Source organism: Clostridium sp. D5, from assembly GCF_000190355.1.
Classification (GTDB): Bacteria; Bacillota; Clostridia; order Lachnospirales; family Lachnospiraceae; genus Faecalicatena; species Faecalicatena fissicatena_A.
Map to the genome: position 1 here is coordinate 186297 of NZ_GL870816.1, position 15359 is coordinate 201655.

The window sequence follows — 15359 nt, forward strand, 5'->3', positions numbered from 1 at the left end:
AAATGAGTAATGAAAGACACCGGGACAATTTCATCAAGGTCAATGGTTTGTGAGAGGGTTTCAAGGAACGCATATTTGTCGTTATCAAATTTATTTTGGCAATCGATAAAAATATCTGCCAAAGAAAGCTGTTTGTGTGGTATCATAAAAGCACAACTCCTTTACTGGTGGATATGGTTAATTGTTATTCGACATCTCAATTTTACCATAAACCAGTGAGGAGTTGTTTTATTTTGTAGTAAATAATTTCCCGCATTTATGCGGGGTGTAGAGTTTCGCAATTACCTACTTTGCAGAAACACTGAAAGGAGCTGCAAACATGAGATTGATGATTGCATCAGATATTCACGGTTCTGCCCTTTACTGCAGGCAGATGCTGGAGGCATACGAAAGAGAAAAGGCGGACAGGCTGCTGCTTTTGGGGGATATCCTGTATCATGGTCCGCGCAATGACCTGCCAGAAGAATACGCTCCGAAGCAGGTAATCGCGATGCTGAACCCTGTCAGGGAGAACCTGCTCTGTGTCAGGGGAAATTGTGACACAGAGGTGGACCAAATGGTTCTGGAGTTTCCAATTTTGGCGGAATATTGCCTGCTGGAACTGGACGGGCAGACGATTTTTGCGACCCATGGGCATAATTTTAATCCGGAACATCTCCCGATGCTTAAGAAGAGAGACATTCTGATGAATGGACATACCCATGTCCCTGCCTGCGAGGATAAGAAAACATATATTTATATGAATCCGGGCTCTGTTTCCATTCCAAAAGAGGATTCAGTGCATAGTTATATGATATATGAAAATAATTTATTTGAATGGAAAGATATGAATGGAGAGGTGTACCGGATATGGAAGACAAATATGCATTGCTGATTGATGCGGACAATGTTTCCGCAAAGTATATAAAGCCGATACTGGATGAGCTGTCCAAGTATGGAAATGTAACCTATAAGAGAATATACGGAGACTGGACCAGCACGTATAATTCAAGCTGGAAAGAAGAACTCCTGCAGAATTCGATTACCCCGATTCAGCAGTTCAGTTACACGCATGGAAAAAATGCTACTGATTCCGCGATGATAATTGATGCGATGGATATGCTGTATACAAGCGAGCTGGAAGGATTCTGCCTGGTATCCAGCGACAGTGATTTTACAAAGCTGGCCAGCCGTCTCAGAGAGAGCGGTAAGACTGTCATAGGCATGGGGGAGGATAAGACTCCGGCTCCGTTTAGAAAAGCGTGTGACATATTTACCGTTCTGGAGCTGCTGCTGGAAGATAATACGATCGAAAAGGAAGAAAAGAATACAGTTCACGCCACCGGAAAAGACAGTAAGAAGAGCAGTACGGATGTCGTTTCCAAGAATCAGATAGAAGAAGCGGTCGTGAAGATCATAACTGAAAATCAGAATAATGATAAAGAGACCGGATTAGGAGAGGTCGGGAGCCGTCTGGTCAAACTGTACCCCGATTTTGATGTCCGGCGTTACGGATACAGCCTGCTGTCAAAATTCCTGGAAACATTTCCAAAGCTGAAGCTGAAGCAGGACGGCACACAGGTAACCGTAACGCTGTATGAGGATAAGAGCAAGCAGGAAATGCTGGAAGAATACATCATCATGCTTGTGCAGAATGCCGGGGCCCAGGGCGTATCATTAGGAACACTGGGGAACAGAATCAGAAACCGGTTTGGCGATTTTAAAGTAAGAGATTATGGATATTCTCAGTTTAAGCAGTATATTCAGAGCTTCCCGAGTATTCAGATTCGGGATGACGGAGAGCAGAACTGGGCGGTGCATATCGATAACAGATAAAATGCCAAGTTTTCAAAGAGTTTATATAGAAACTTTATAATGACTTTTCTGCAAAGGGGTCAGACCCTTCTGCAAAGGGGACTGACCCCAATGTCAAAGGGGTCAGACCCCCTGCGAGACCCCCCTGCGATACTCATCAAAATTCCCATATCGAAAATTATCTTTCTAAAATGTTCGTTTCCGAATAAATTACTCCCAAAACCCTGCCACCCCCAATTGTATTACTCATCCCCTGTGCTAAGATAATCTTGTAAAGATTTCACCGTATTTTATCATCCATTCCAGAAAGGAGCACAGTTATGAGTATAGATAAGAAACTACTCCCGCCCGGCTTATCCCGGGAGGACAGAACAGAGAAACTGAATCACGCCATGAGGAGTGTGAAGCCTGCGATCTGCATCGAACGTGCCCGGCTTATTACGAAGAGCTACCGGCGGACAGAAGGGATGCCCTATATTATCCGCAGGGCTGCGGGTCTGAAAGACCTTCTGGAGAATATGACAATTTTCATTGACGATGAAGAGCTGATTGTGGGGAACCATGGATCAAAACCCCGTTCAGCCCCGCTCTTTCCTGAATTTGGAGGTTTCACCAAGGAAGAATTGGACAGGATGCCGACAAGGAAGGTAGACACGCTGCAGATTACGGAGGAAGACAAGGAAGCTCTCCTGACGGAAATATATCCGTACTGGGAAAATAAATCCATCGGTGACCTTTCCCGGCACTATATTGACGAGCGGATCATGAAAGTGCTGGACTCTCCCTACCGTGTATTTAATCCCCTGAGCCGCGCGCGCAGCGGATACGGCCATTACCTTCCGGATATCCAAAAGATAATCACCCATGGTTTCTGCAAAGTAGAAGCAGAGGCAAAAGAATATCTGGAGAAGCTGGACATTTTGGATCCTGAGTTTACAGATAAGATACATTTTTACAAAGCAGTCCTCATTGTCTGCGGCGGCATCAAAATGTTCCAGAACCGCTATGCAGATCTGGCAGAACAGCTGGCCGCAGAGGAACAGAATCAGCGCAGAAAGCGGGAACTTCTGCAGATTGCATCCAACTGCAGACGAGTGCCGTACGAACCCGCCAGGACATATTATGAGGCGCTGCAGTCCTACTGGTTTACGCTTTTAATCGATTACTGCGGCCAGAACGGTTCCGCAATATCCGGAGGGCGTGTGGATCAGATGTTCTACCCTTATTATAAAAATGATCTGGAAAACGGTACAATGGTAAAAGAGGAAGCGAGAGAGCTTCTGGAGGCGCTGTGGGTAAAGAGCAGTGATATCATCAAGGCCGGAACCTACATGAGTGCCAGAAATAACGGCGGATTCGCCACAACCATTAATGTAGTGCTCGGCGGAGTCGATCAGAACGGTGAAAATGCAGTCAACGATTTTACCTATGTCTGCCTGGACGCAGAACAGACGGTATTCAATTCCGAACCCAACACCAGCATCCGCATTTCACAAAAGAATCCTGATAAATTTCTGGACCGTGTCCTGCAGATCCTCGTGGAAAATGAAGGCGGTAAACTTCCGTTTTTCAATGATGATTTAATCACAGAGGGGTTGATGAAGGACGGGGTAAGCCTGGAGGACGCCAGAGACTATGCGATCGTAGGATGCGTGGAACCAACCGGACAGGGCAATACCATGGGCAGGACCAACGCATGCTATTTTAACCTTGCAAAATGTCTGGAGCTGGCTTTATTTAATGGTGTATGCCAGATGTCAGGGGAACAGCTCGGACCGGCAACCGGGAAATTTGAGGAATTCAAGACATTTGAAGAGGTAAAGAAAGCATATGAAATCCAAGTAAACTATTTTGTTGACATGATGATAAGTTCACTCAATTCTATTGAACTGCTTCACGCCCGTTACGGACAGCATATTTACTGCTCCATGCTGCTGGAAGGCTGCCTGGAAAAAGGCAGAGACTGTACACAGGGGGGAGCAAAATATGATTACGCAGGCGTGCAGGGGGTAGGAATTGCCGATGTGGGTGATTCCCTCACAGCAATAAAAGAACTTATATTTGATAAAAAGAAGATGACCCCGTCTCAGCTTCTGGATGCGCTGAAAAATAATTTTGAAGGCCAGGAAATCCTGAAATACCGCCTCATCAATCAGATTCCCAAATATGGGAATGATATCCCCGAAACAGACGAAATGACAGCGTATGTGGGAAAACAGTATTGCGAAAGCGTAAAAGGCCATCGCTCACCTTATGGAGCAGTCTACAGGCCGGGGCTGTTCTGTCTTTCCTCCAATACACCGCTGGGCAGGCAGGTCTGTGCCCTTCCAAGCGGCCGGGAAGCCGGAACACCGCTGGGAGACGGAGGCATTTCTCCGAAACACGGGATGGATATCTGCGGTCCTACCGCTGCGGTCAAGTCTGTTGCCAGAGTAGATCACGAGAGTGCAATAAACGGAGTGAATTTTAATATGAAATTCATGCCCACGATCCTGAGAACAAAGGAAGAAAGGCAAAAACTCATCGACCTCATCCGGACATATTTTTCCATGGGCGGCATGCACATTCAGTTTAACATCCTGACCCCCGAGAAGCTCAAAGATGCACAGAAGAATCCCGGGCGTCACAGGAATCTTGTTGTGCGCGTGGCAGGTTACAGTGCATTCTTTGTGGAACTGGATAAAGACATACAGGATGAAATTATCAGCAGGACAATGCAGTGCGTGTAGAGGGGGAAAGAAAATGCAGGGAAATATATTCGATATTCAGAGATACAGTATCCATGACGGGCCGGGAATCCGTACGGTTGTTTTTCTAAAAGGATGCCCGCTGCGCTGCCGGTGGTGTTCCAATCCGGAGTCCTGGCAGGAATACCCACAGTTATTTTATGCCCCATCCAGATGCATTGGCTGCCTGAACTGCGTAAAAAACTGTCCCGACGAAGAAATCACGGCAGAAAACGGACTGCAGATTCACTGGGACAGGTGTATAAATAATAAGAACCTGGGCTGGGTGAAGGCATGTCCCACAAAAGCCCTCACAGTAAAAGGAAACTGGATGACACCCAAAGAGGCATTTACGGAAGCCGTAAAGGACGAGGAATTTTACAAAAGAAGTGGAGGAGGGGTTACCCTGTCCGGGGGCGAGCCGCTTTTACAGGCAGACTTTGCGGTAGCACTGCTGAAACTGTGCCGGGAGCATGGGATCCATACGGCCGTGGAGACCACCGGATGCGTCCCAAAAGAAAACCTGAAAAAAGTGCTGCCTTATACGGAGCTGTTTCTATATGATCTCAAATCTGTGGACAGCCAGATTCACAAAAACTGGACAGGGGCAGACAATCATAGAATTCTTGGGAATCTTGAGTGGCTTGCTGGACAGACAAAAGGTATTTTTGTAAGAACTCCACTGGTACCGGGCGTAAATGACAGCGAACAGGATATACTCGACATGATTGAGGCTCTCCAGAAAAATGGAATCCGCAATTACGATATCCTTCCATTCCACCAATACGGAAGCGGAAAATACATTTCCTGCGGGCTGGAATATTCCATGCAGGATGTAAGGCCACATGAAGAGGCATATACAGAAAAAATCAGGGATATCATACACAGCTTTGGACTGTCTACCAAAATGGAAAATATGGCTGTTCACTGAGAAAAAAGATCCCCCATATACCTGAAGAATTCCAGATATATGGGGGATCTGTGTCAGCAAGGTATCCGTCCGTCCATAATACAGCGAGTGCATACCCAAAAGGTGGTATCAGGCAAAGCGATTGCTATGACAGTGTCACCTGCCGCCGGATATCAATCGGGCTTTTGCTTGCAGATGTATTCCGGTACAGTTCCAGCTGGAATACACACTTATCGGCCCTCGTAATAGAGGTCGTGAACTCGAAAACAAATCCAGAATCCAGATACGAGATACGCTGAATCTTATAGCCCGGCACCTTGGAGGTACATTTCAGCAGTTCCGCCTCATCTTTATTGATAATAATGGCTTCAATCGTCTCCGTTGCACGGTAAAGGTTCAGTGCATAGCGCTCGCTCAGCACATTATATAAAGAGACCGAAGAGAAGTCGAAAAATTCAATCCGTTCGCACAGATAATAAGGGATAAATGCTTTCTCAAACAGGATGGGTTCATGATTCGCGCAGCGCAGGCGGTAAAGTTTGAACACCTTAGTCTGAGTCGGAGGGAGCTTTAACTGGTCACGGATAAACTGATCGGCCTCCACAACCTCACTTTTCAGGACAACAGAGGTGGGCACCGCCCCCAGTTCCCGCATATTTTCTGTAAAATTGTAAAGATAATTGATGTTTCTCTTCATCTTAGGATCAGCGATAAAGGAGCCCCGCCCTCTGTAGCGGACAAGCAGCCCCTCATCCACCAGCCTGTCCATGCACTGGCGGACAGTAGTACGGCTGATATTCAATATCTTGCAGAGATTAGTCTCCGTAATCATCTGATCTCCGGGCTTAAGGACACCTGCCTGGATTTGTATCTTAATATATGAGGCAAGCTGCTCATAAAGAGGAGAATCACTCTCTGGTGAAAACTGAAATGTTTCTTTAAAATAATCAATGTCCAATTGTATAGTTCCTTTCTCTAAAATAAAAATTTCCGCCCGGATTAAAGTAGAGAAAACGCAGTAATTATAGCGGATTTGGCTGTTTTATTCTCGCGAAGGCAACGAGCCAAGTGGACATGCCTGCATGTACATTTGGTGACTGCCTGCGGGGGGAAATACCCGGCAGTCCGTTGCACTGCAAATCTGATGCCCGGCAGCTTACTGGGGGCTTTGATTTGCTTCAATAGTATCATAAATATATATGATATTCAAATGTCTTTTACCAGTTAATGGAAGGGCGAAAACTACTGGATTATGATGAGTGGATGTGATACAATAATAATGTATCAAATGTATGATACAAATATATTATCATATATAATTCCAAAAGGCAATATCCATAGAAAAAGAAGTTGAAAAGGCAGATATAAAGGGAGCTGAGCAGAAAATGCATACACAGGACCGCAGAAAAGCAATTTTAAAAGAGCTGGACCAGAACGATTATGTAAGAGTCAGTACATTGAGCAGGACGTTTGACTGTACCGAGATGACCATCCGGAGAGATTTGAACGAGATGGCGGAGGAAGGGCTGCTGAAAAGAACCCATGGCGGCGCCGTTAAAATAGGAAAGAATTTTGTGACAGATAATGTAAAAGACTTGCTGTACAGCAATCTGCATAATAAAATATACATAGCAAGGCAGGCGTACCGTATCATAAAGGAACAGGATACCATCTTTTTAGACGATGCAACTACCTGTCTGTATCTTGCAAAAGAAATCAAGAGAAATGAAAAGAAGCAGATAAAGATCATCACAAACAGTCTGCTTCTGGCACTGGAACTGATGCAGACGAAACATGTCACCCTGAAAATCATCGGTGGTGATGCGGCCGGCAACCTGTCTGCCACTGTGGGGCAGGAGGCGCTTGAACAGATCGCCCGGTGCAGCGCAGACAAAGCATTTATCGGAGTCAACGGTGTTGATTTTACAGAAGGAATTACGGGAATAGGATATCCTCAGATGGAGATCAAACAGGCCATGCGAAAAAGCGCAAAGGAGACATACGTGCTGGCAGACAGCAGTAAATTCGGGCGTACATATCTATCCCATATCTACCATATTGACCAGGTTACGGCTGTTATTACCGACCGGGATCTGGCCCCGGAATTTCAGGAAGAAGCGATATCCCGGGGCTATCCGGTCATCTGGCAGGAGGGACAGATTTGAGGAGTAATATACAGGGGCAGGCGGCAGATTCATTCTGGCCGGATGTCTGGAGAAAGGGAAACAGCAGATTTATCCCGGTTTAATAGTCAGTTACTTATAATACGATGCATTGGGCCACAAGAAATGAATCAGAGAAAGAAGGGAGCAAACATGGATATAAAGCAAATGAGTGAAAAGGAAAAATGCCAGGCAGGCCTGCTTTACGATGCCAATTACAACCCGGAGCTGGAGGCGGAGCGAAATAAATGCAAGGACAAGTGCTGGCTGTTTAATTCGTGCCGGCCTTCGGATCAGGAAAATCGGCTGCACATCATGAAAGAGATTCTGGGAAAAACCGGAAGCACTTTCTTAATCGAGCAGCCCTTCAGGTGCGATTATGGGTACAATATAGAGATCGGCGAAAACTTTTATGCAAACTACGGATGCGTAATACTGGATGCGGCCAAAGTCACATTCGGAGATAACGTGTTCATTGCACCGAACTGTGGATTCTACACCGCGGGACATCCATACAGTCCGGATCTGCGGAACCGGGGGCTGGAGTATGCAAAGCCCATCACCATCGGAAATAATGTATGGATTGGCGGAAATGTGACAGTACTGCCGGGAGTGACCATCGGTGACAATGTCATCATTGGCGCGGGCAGTGTCGTGACAAAGGATATTCCTGCAGGCGTGGCGGCTGTGGGGAATCCCTGTAAAGTATTGAGAGAGATCACAGAGGAGGAGATGGAAAGAGAGAGGAGGAGTGTACAATGAGCTGGCTGGACTTACATATGCATTCCGTCATCAGCGATGACGGGGAATTTGAACCGGAGAAACTGATGGACATGTGCAGGGAGGCGGGGCTGAAAACCGCAGCAATTGCAGATCATAACAGCACCAGAGCAGTGAAAAGGGCTTTAGCCAGGGCAGGCGAGAATGGCCTGGAGCTGATTCCCGCAGTAGAACTGGACTGCTTCATACGGGGGAAGGAGCTGCATGTTCTTGGTTATGGCATTGATCCGGACTACCCGGAGTATGGCAAGGTGGAACAGAATCTGTTCGACCAGGAGCAGGTGAGTTCAAAGGAAAGGCTGGGACTGGCAGAGGCGGCGGGGTTAATTGTGGATCATGATCTCGTTTATGAGCTTGCACATGACGGGGTGGTCACCGGGGAGGTGATTGCGGAGGCCGCGCTGCAGAACGAGGAGAATCACGGGCTGCTGAAAGATTATCTGCCGGGAGGCAAAAGGAGCGACAATCCCTACGTCAATTTTTACTGGGACTGGTGCTCGCAGGGAAAATGTGCATACGCACCGGTGGAATTTATTTCTCTGGACAAGGCGGTAGAAATAATCACAGAATCAGGTGGAGTGCCTATTTTGGCACATCCGGGCAATAACACAAAGGAAGACGAGGCACTTTTGCAGGATATATTCAAAGCAGGGGTCAAGGGGCTGGAAGTGTTCAGCAGCTACCATACAAAAGAGCAGGTGGACTTTTATCTGGACTGGGCGCTGAAACGACAGCTGCTGCTTACCGCCGGAAGCGATTTTCACGGAAAAACAAAGCCGTCCATTCATCTGGGTAGTATGGATGTAAGAGGTCTGGAGGACAAAATATACAAAGAACTTATGGAAGCAATGTGAAAGGAGGAGACAGAAAATGAATGCATTATATCAGGATATTCCGTGGGAAGCAGGCGTGTGGACGAATCAGCCTGCCAGGATAAAGACAGAAGGCGGACAGTTGAGCGTAACAGCGGTGCATGAAAGCGACTACTGGGAAAAGACACTCTATGGATTCAAGCACAGGGACGGACATGCACTGCTTACTGATCTGAAACGGACCGAAGCGATGGAGGTCACATTTCTGCTGGAAGATTTCAGAGAGTTATATGATCAGGCAGGGATGATGCTTTGGTATGATGATGTACACTGGATCAAGATGACAATCGAAGTCATAGACAATGAGCCGAATATCTCGATCGTAGTAACAGATGAGTATTCCGACTGTTCCAACTTTCCGGTGCCATCCTGGGACGGAAAACATGTGACATTCCGCGTGTCACCGTTTGAAGATGCGGTTCTGATCAGGGTGCGTACCGAGGACAGCAGATGGATGACCATGCGGCTTGCACGCTTTCCTTATGAGGAAGGGATGAAGGCAGGGCCGCTGGTGTGTGCGCCGATCCGGAAAGATTTTCGGGCAGTGTTTACCCGGTGGATCAGGACTGGAACCGATAAAGCACAGCATGAGGATCCGCCTGTTTTATGAAGCCTCCATGGTCTACCCGGAAAACGTGAATGGCAGAAAAGGGCATTACTACGATCCCTGGGCGAATGACCAGGACTGGGCATTATATTATGCATTAAAATTTCAGAATTGTCTGACAATGAGTCTCAAAGGGGTCTGACCCCTTTGAGACTTTTCAAATTTTTGCACTCAGGAAAAAACAGTAAAATATACGATATATAAATGCTTTGACCGAAATGCTATAATAAATTAACTATAACAAGTACAAAATGGGGGATGAAAATGAAAAAAGTCAAAGCAATATTAATAGGAGCAGGATTGAGAGGGAGTGAGGCGTATGCGGAATATGCATTAAATTACCCTTCAGAATTTGAAGTTGTTGCAGTGGCAGAACCCGACGATACCAGAAGAACAAGTTTCTCGGAAAAGCATGGCATACCGGACGAATACCAATTTGAGGATTATAAAGAAGTGCTGCAAAGAGAAAAGTTTGCGGACTGCGTGCTGGTATGTACACAGGACCGGATGCACTTTGAGCCGGTTATGATGGCATTAGAGCGCGGATATCATGTGCTTTGTGAAAAACCAATGGCGGCAGACAAAGACGAAATGGTACAGATGTCAAAAGCGGCAGAGAGATATGGCAGGGTATTATCAATCTGCCATGTGCTGCGGTACTCGCCGTTTTTTATCAAACTGAAAAAAATGGTGGAGACCGGAAGCATTGGAAGGGTAATGACAATCCAGCACATCGAAAATATAGGTTACTGGCATTTTGCCCATAGTTTTGTCCGGGGAAACTGGAGGAATGAGAAAAGCGCATGTCCGATTATACTGGCGAAATGCTGTCATGATATGGATATTCTGCTATGGCTCACAGGAAGTACCTGCAAAAGACTTCAGTCGTTCGGCGGGTTAGGACATTTTACAGAGGAGAATGCCCCTGAAGATGCACCTTTGTATTGCATGGATGGCTGCACTCACAGAGATGAATGCCCCTATTATGCACCAAAGTTTTATCTGGAACATCCAAAAGCAAAAGAGGATAAGCTGATATATGCGGTGAGCGAAGATATCATGCCAAAACCGGTAATGGCGGCTTTGGAACAGGGCCCTTATGGCAGATGCGTTTACCATTGCGACAATACGGTTTCAGACAATCAGATTGTAAACATGGAGTTTATAAATGGGATAAAGGTATCATTTACAATGACTGCATTTACTGAAAAATGTTCCAGGGAAATCAACCTGATGGGAACAAAAGGGCAGATCAAAGGGAATATGGATCTTGGAATAATAGAATACCATGATTTTGTATCAGGAGACGAAGAAATCATACGGATTCATACTCCGGAAGGCGGACACAGCGGCAGCGATACTCTGATGATGAAGGATTTTGTGCATCTGATAGCAAACGATGGGGCGGGGCGCAGCAGCACAGATGCTTCTATATCATTAGAAAGCCATCTTCTGGCATTAGCGGCAGAAGAATCTCGGATTAGCCGTAAAGTGATAGAATTTCAAACTTACACAGGGGATTATAAATGAAAAGAAAGCTAAGCATATTTGTTGTTACAATAGCGGGTATCATGTTTCTGCTGTCAGGATGCCAGAAGGAAGAAACGGAAGAGCCGATAGAGATTACTTTGATGCATGGCTGGGGCGGCACATTAAAAAATGGAAAAGTAATGCAGGAAATATATCGTGACTTTTCTAAAGAAAATCCAGATATTATATTGAAAAGCGTTCCTTACGCAAATAATAATATAGCAGTAAAAGAGGCAAACGATATGCTGGCCGTAGGGGAAGTTCCTGACATTTTGTGTACAAATGGCGCATCCTATTACATAGATAACGCGGTTAAGTGCGGCCGGGTCATGGATTTGATGCCATATATAGAAGAAGATCCCAAGTGGAAAAGTGAAATCCACCCATCTGTTTTCGAAACGTGGGAGACAGAAGAAGGACATTTATATACCATACCAGATGTTCTTGAAGTAGCCGGATACTGGTTTAATGAAGAATATTTGAAAAATGCAGGGTTTGTGGATGAAACCGGGGAAGCCAGGGTGCCCCGTACATGGACAGAATTTTTTGAAATGACAGAGACGGTCCAGAAATGGATTCAGGAGACCGGCAGCGATGTTTCCATATTTACATTAGATGAAGCGCTGGTTATTGAATTTTTATTCATGGCAAGAATGGCCGGAGAAGGTGAAGAAGGACTTGCTGCGGCGAGAGGATCGGGAGCAGACCTGAGTGATGAGATGCTGCAGAAAACACTGGAAGATATAAGACGAATGGGGAAATATTCCATTAAGGCTCCAAATGTGGAAAATTCAAGACAATGCTTTATAGATGGTAAAAGCGTCATTTATTTTAATGGAGTCTGGGAAGCGGAAGCATTGGAAGAAAGCCCTGTACAGGAGCAGTTTCATTACGCCAATTATCCCACAGACAGCGGGAAAAGCCTGAGTTACGTTTCTGCATCCGCCGGATATGTATTAGCGAAACAAGAAGATGCAAGAAAAGCGGAGGCCAGCATACGTTTTTTGAAATATATGTTAAGTGATGATGTGCAGAAAAAAATTGCAGTAGAAACAGGACAGGCCCCCTCCAATCCTAATATAGACAAACAGGAAATTATGGCATCCTCGCCGTTATTGGGGGAAGCCATTGATACCGCATATCGTGCAGATATTCAGATAGCGACAATAAGGTCCGTATGGAAAGATGAGCAGATAAACACAATAATAGGATACCTGAATCATGAATTATGGAAGAGTGAAGATGCGCAGGAATGATAAGAAACGGCATTCACTTCGTATGAGAATGCTGGGAATGAATATATCGATTACAATGATTAGCTTTATACTTTATGGCTTTTTATTTGTCATGTCGATCAACTTTTTAATCGGAAAATACATAAATAATGATCTGGATTTTTTCCTGACAGAAGTAAGTAATAATCTGGAAATCAGGGTGGAATATGTAAAAGATACGATCTCAAAAATACGTTCTTCACAGGATGTAATGTCTTATCTTGAAAATGGCGCGGATACGTTTGAAAAAGAGCAGATAACGGAACAATTTATGGAACTGGTAAACATTAACAGCTCACAGAACAAAGGGAAAGACGGAGAACCAACTGTGGAAAAGGTATATTTATTCACTCAGAACGGGGAAGTCATTTCTGATTTCTATTATGCCCTGCTGTCCTCGGAGATTGATGAAGCCAATCGGGTGATTCAAAATGTAAGAAGTGTTTATCGGGAAACAAGAAATAATAAAAAAGGATTTTCTAATTATTATTATAAATCGGATAACTGTCTGTATCTGGCCTGCCCGGTATTGGATGAACAGATGGAAGAACAGGGTGAAGTGATTTTTGAAATCAATCTGGAGTCATTAAAAAATATTATGAAGGATGTTGATTACTATGAGAACGCATTCTGGATGATCCGTGCAGAAGACAGTGTAATTATTCAAAAATCAGCGGGGGATATAGAAGTACCAAATGAAGTGCTGAAGAATATGGGACATTCAGAACCGGTTACTGCGAGTATAGAAGGCAAAGAGTACCGGCTCTACAATCAGGATCTCTGTCTAGGGGTAAGTGTATCGCTGGGAATTCCGGAAGATTATGCTATTCGGATATTATATGATTCTATTGATATTTATGTCATAGGGATACTGACGATTCTGGCAGCGGGGCTGATAAGCTTTGGTATTTTTACATATAAGATGACCAGGCCGATTGAAGAGGTGCGGGAAAAGCTAAAACAGGTGCAGGGAGGCGACTTCGAGACAAAGCTTCCGGATTATGATAATAAAGAGTTCCATGAAATCAGCAAAGGATTTAACCAGATGACAACAGAAATTAATTACCTGATAAACGAAGTGTATCAAAAGCAGATACTGGAAAAAGAAATGGAGCTGAAGTTTCTTCAGTCGCAGATGAATCCACATTTTATGTTTAATGTTTTGAATGCAATTTCTTTACAGGCTAAAATTGATGGAAATGAACAGATCAGCAGACATATCTCAACTTTTTCCCAGCTGATCCAATCCAGAATATACAGGAGCGATACGGAGAAGGTTAAGATTAAACAGGAACTGGAGTATGCAAAATATTATCTGGAGATACAGAAGTTCAGATACGGTGAACGGTTGTCCTATTCCATTGATGCCGAGGAGAGGCTTCTGGAGTATTATATACCAAAGCTTTGTATACAGATGGTGGCCGAAAATGCTGTGGTACATGGAATTGAACCGAAGATGGGAGCAGGAAATGTTCAAATTCGGATTTTTGAAGATTCCGGAAATATTATGATAAGAGTGATAGATAATGGCGTGGGATTTAATACAACAGGTGAAGTAAATCTTCCCTTAAAAGAGGAGCCAGTTAGTCAGCACCATAACCGGGTAGGACTGAATAATGTTAATAATATTATAAAACTTATGTTTGGAAAAGAATTTGGAATTACAATTTTTTCTGAAGAGGGAAATGGAACAACAGTTACGATATGTATACCATTTGACCGGAAGGAGGAAAAAGAATGAAAATTATGGATTTTTGCCATGTTCTGAAACTTCCAAAGGAGGCGGCGGAATCTGTAGAGAGTATCATAATTCCGGAAGAACGGTACCAGAATCTAAAACAGCTTTATCAAAAGGAACACCAATTGTTTTATCAGCAGATATTAAAAGAGCCGGAGCCGGAGAAAATGTTTCTGTTTTTGTACTGCCGGCTGGCCTGTGATACATATGAGGAGTATCAAAAAAGAGGGATAGAAGAGCAGATTTTCTGGGACACCTTTCAGGATATTCGTCTGTGGTGCGGGAGCTGTTTCCGAGACACCGGAATATATGGGATTGCGGAGTACGGATGGTTCTGGCGGCTGTTCGAAATGAAGGTCTTCAGACTGGGAAGGCTGGAATATGAAACAGCAAAGGCAGAACAGGAAATAAGCGGCCATGGAATCCGTATTGAACCGGGGGAGGAGATCATTTATATCCATATTCCGGAGGGCGGGCCGCTGGATAAGATGGCATGTGAGGAGTCAATAGAAAAGGCGTATCAATGGTTTGGAACGGAACGAAAATATATTTGTCATTCCTGGATGCTGTATCCGGGGCTGAACGAAATTCTTGCAGCTGAATCCAATATCATTCGTTTTCAGAGCAGATTTCAATTAATAAAAACCGACTTTCTGGAGAGAGAAGCAGAAAAGAGAATTTTTGGATGGATTGCGGAGAGGATCACGGAATATCAGGAGAATACCACGCTTCAGCAAAAAGCGAGACAATACCTCCTGGAAGGAAAAGCTCTGGGGAATGGCTGTGGATTACTGAAATAAATTGCAGATGAGTAGAAAAAGTTATGGGGAATGGCACTGATTTTAAAAAATCAGTGCCATTTTGTGGTCCCAGGTAAAAAAGTGAAAGAAAAGAGAAAAAAAGTTTATTCTAATATGCAATCCACGGAATTAGAATAAGGATCATAGTACAAAAATGGAGGAAACT

General features: G+C 44.6%; 13 protein-coding genes and 1 pseudogene. 12 read left to right on the forward strand and 2 right to left on the reverse strand.

Annotated elements, in window-relative coordinates; all coding sequences use genetic code 11:
* Positions 1-146 (reverse strand): annotated as a pseudogene (locus tag HMPREF0240_RS25070) (ISNCY family transposase); the annotation flags it as partial.
* Positions 147-319: 173 nt separating this feature from the next.
* Here HMPREF0240_RS25070 and yfcE point away from each other — a divergent pair.
* From yfcE to HMPREF0240_RS17185, 4 genes are all read left to right on the forward strand, one after another.
* Positions 320-874: a phosphodiesterase gene (yfcE, locus tag HMPREF0240_RS17170; protein WP_035313944.1), complete on the forward strand. Its 555-nt coding sequence runs from the start codon at positions 320-322 to the stop codon at positions 872-874.
* A complete protein-coding gene (locus HMPREF0240_RS17175) occupies positions 850-1815 on the forward strand; it encodes an NYN domain-containing protein (RefSeq protein ID WP_009004685.1) in 966 nt (321 codons plus the stop codon). Before yfcE ends, HMPREF0240_RS17175 begins: the two co-directional genes overlap by 25 nt.
* Before the next feature lie 299 nt (positions 1816-2114).
* Positions 2115-4523 (forward strand): formate C-acetyltransferase/glycerol dehydratase family glycyl radical enzyme, encoded by a 2409-nt coding sequence (locus tag HMPREF0240_RS17180; RefSeq protein ID WP_009004686.1) that lies wholly within the window; start codon positions 2115-2117, stop codon positions 4521-4523.
* Positions 4524-4536: 13 nt separating this feature from the next.
* Complete coding sequence (locus tag HMPREF0240_RS17185; protein WP_009004687.1) at positions 4537-5451, forward strand: glycyl-radical enzyme activating protein; 915 nt, start codon at positions 4537-4539, stop codon at positions 5449-5451.
* Positions 5452-5575: 124 nt separating this feature from the next.
* Here the strand turns inward: HMPREF0240_RS17185 and HMPREF0240_RS17190 are convergent, their stop codons facing one another.
* Complete coding sequence (locus HMPREF0240_RS17190) at positions 5576-6388, reverse strand: GntR family transcriptional regulator (RefSeq protein WP_009004688.1); 813 nt, start codon at positions 6386-6388, stop codon at positions 5576-5578.
* 427 nt (positions 6389-6815) lie between these two features.
* On the opposite strand from HMPREF0240_RS17190, the gene HMPREF0240_RS17195 reads away from it, so the two are divergent.
* The 8 genes from HMPREF0240_RS17195 (at position 6816) to HMPREF0240_RS17230 (ending at position 15193) form a co-directional block, all read left to right on the forward strand.
* Positions 6816-7595: a DeoR/GlpR family DNA-binding transcription regulator gene (locus HMPREF0240_RS17195; RefSeq protein WP_009004689.1), complete on the forward strand. Its 780-nt coding sequence runs from the start codon at positions 6816-6818 to the stop codon at positions 7593-7595.
* Positions 7596-7760: 165 nt separating this feature from the next.
* The gene (locus HMPREF0240_RS17200) at positions 7761-8354 is read left to right on the forward strand and encodes a sugar O-acetyltransferase (protein WP_009004690.1); all 594 of its coding nucleotides are present in this window, start codon (positions 7761-7763) and stop codon (positions 8352-8354) included.
* Positions 8351-9226 (forward strand): PHP domain-containing protein, encoded by an 876-nt coding sequence (locus HMPREF0240_RS17205; RefSeq protein ID WP_009004691.1) that lies wholly within the window; start codon positions 8351-8353, stop codon positions 9224-9226. Before HMPREF0240_RS17200 ends, HMPREF0240_RS17205 begins: the two co-directional genes overlap by 4 nt.
* 16 nt (positions 9227-9242) lie before the next feature.
* A complete protein-coding gene (locus HMPREF0240_RS17210; RefSeq protein WP_009004692.1) occupies positions 9243-9854 on the forward strand; it encodes a DUF1349 domain-containing protein in 612 nt (203 codons plus the stop codon).
* Between the two features lie 261 nt (positions 9855-10115).
* Positions 10116-11381, forward strand: a complete 1266-nt coding sequence (locus HMPREF0240_RS17215; protein ID WP_035313945.1) for a Gfo/Idh/MocA family oxidoreductase — start codon at positions 10116-10118, stop codon at positions 11379-11381.
* Entirely contained in the window at positions 11378-12637 is a 1260-nt protein-coding gene (locus HMPREF0240_RS17220) for an extracellular solute-binding protein (protein ID WP_009004695.1), read from the forward strand. Before HMPREF0240_RS17215 ends, HMPREF0240_RS17220 begins: the two co-directional genes overlap by 4 nt.
* On the forward strand, positions 12603-14396 hold the full coding sequence (locus tag HMPREF0240_RS17225) for a sensor histidine kinase (RefSeq protein WP_083806303.1): 1794 nt from the start codon (positions 12603-12605) through the stop codon (positions 14394-14396). Before HMPREF0240_RS17220 ends, HMPREF0240_RS17225 begins: the two co-directional genes overlap by 35 nt.
* Entirely contained in the window at positions 14393-15193 is an 801-nt protein-coding gene (locus tag HMPREF0240_RS17230) for an acyltransferase domain-containing protein (protein ID WP_009004697.1), read from the forward strand. The genes HMPREF0240_RS17225 and HMPREF0240_RS17230 overlap by 4 nt, the downstream gene beginning before the upstream one ends.
* The last annotated feature ends 166 nt before the right edge of the window (positions 15194-15359 follow it).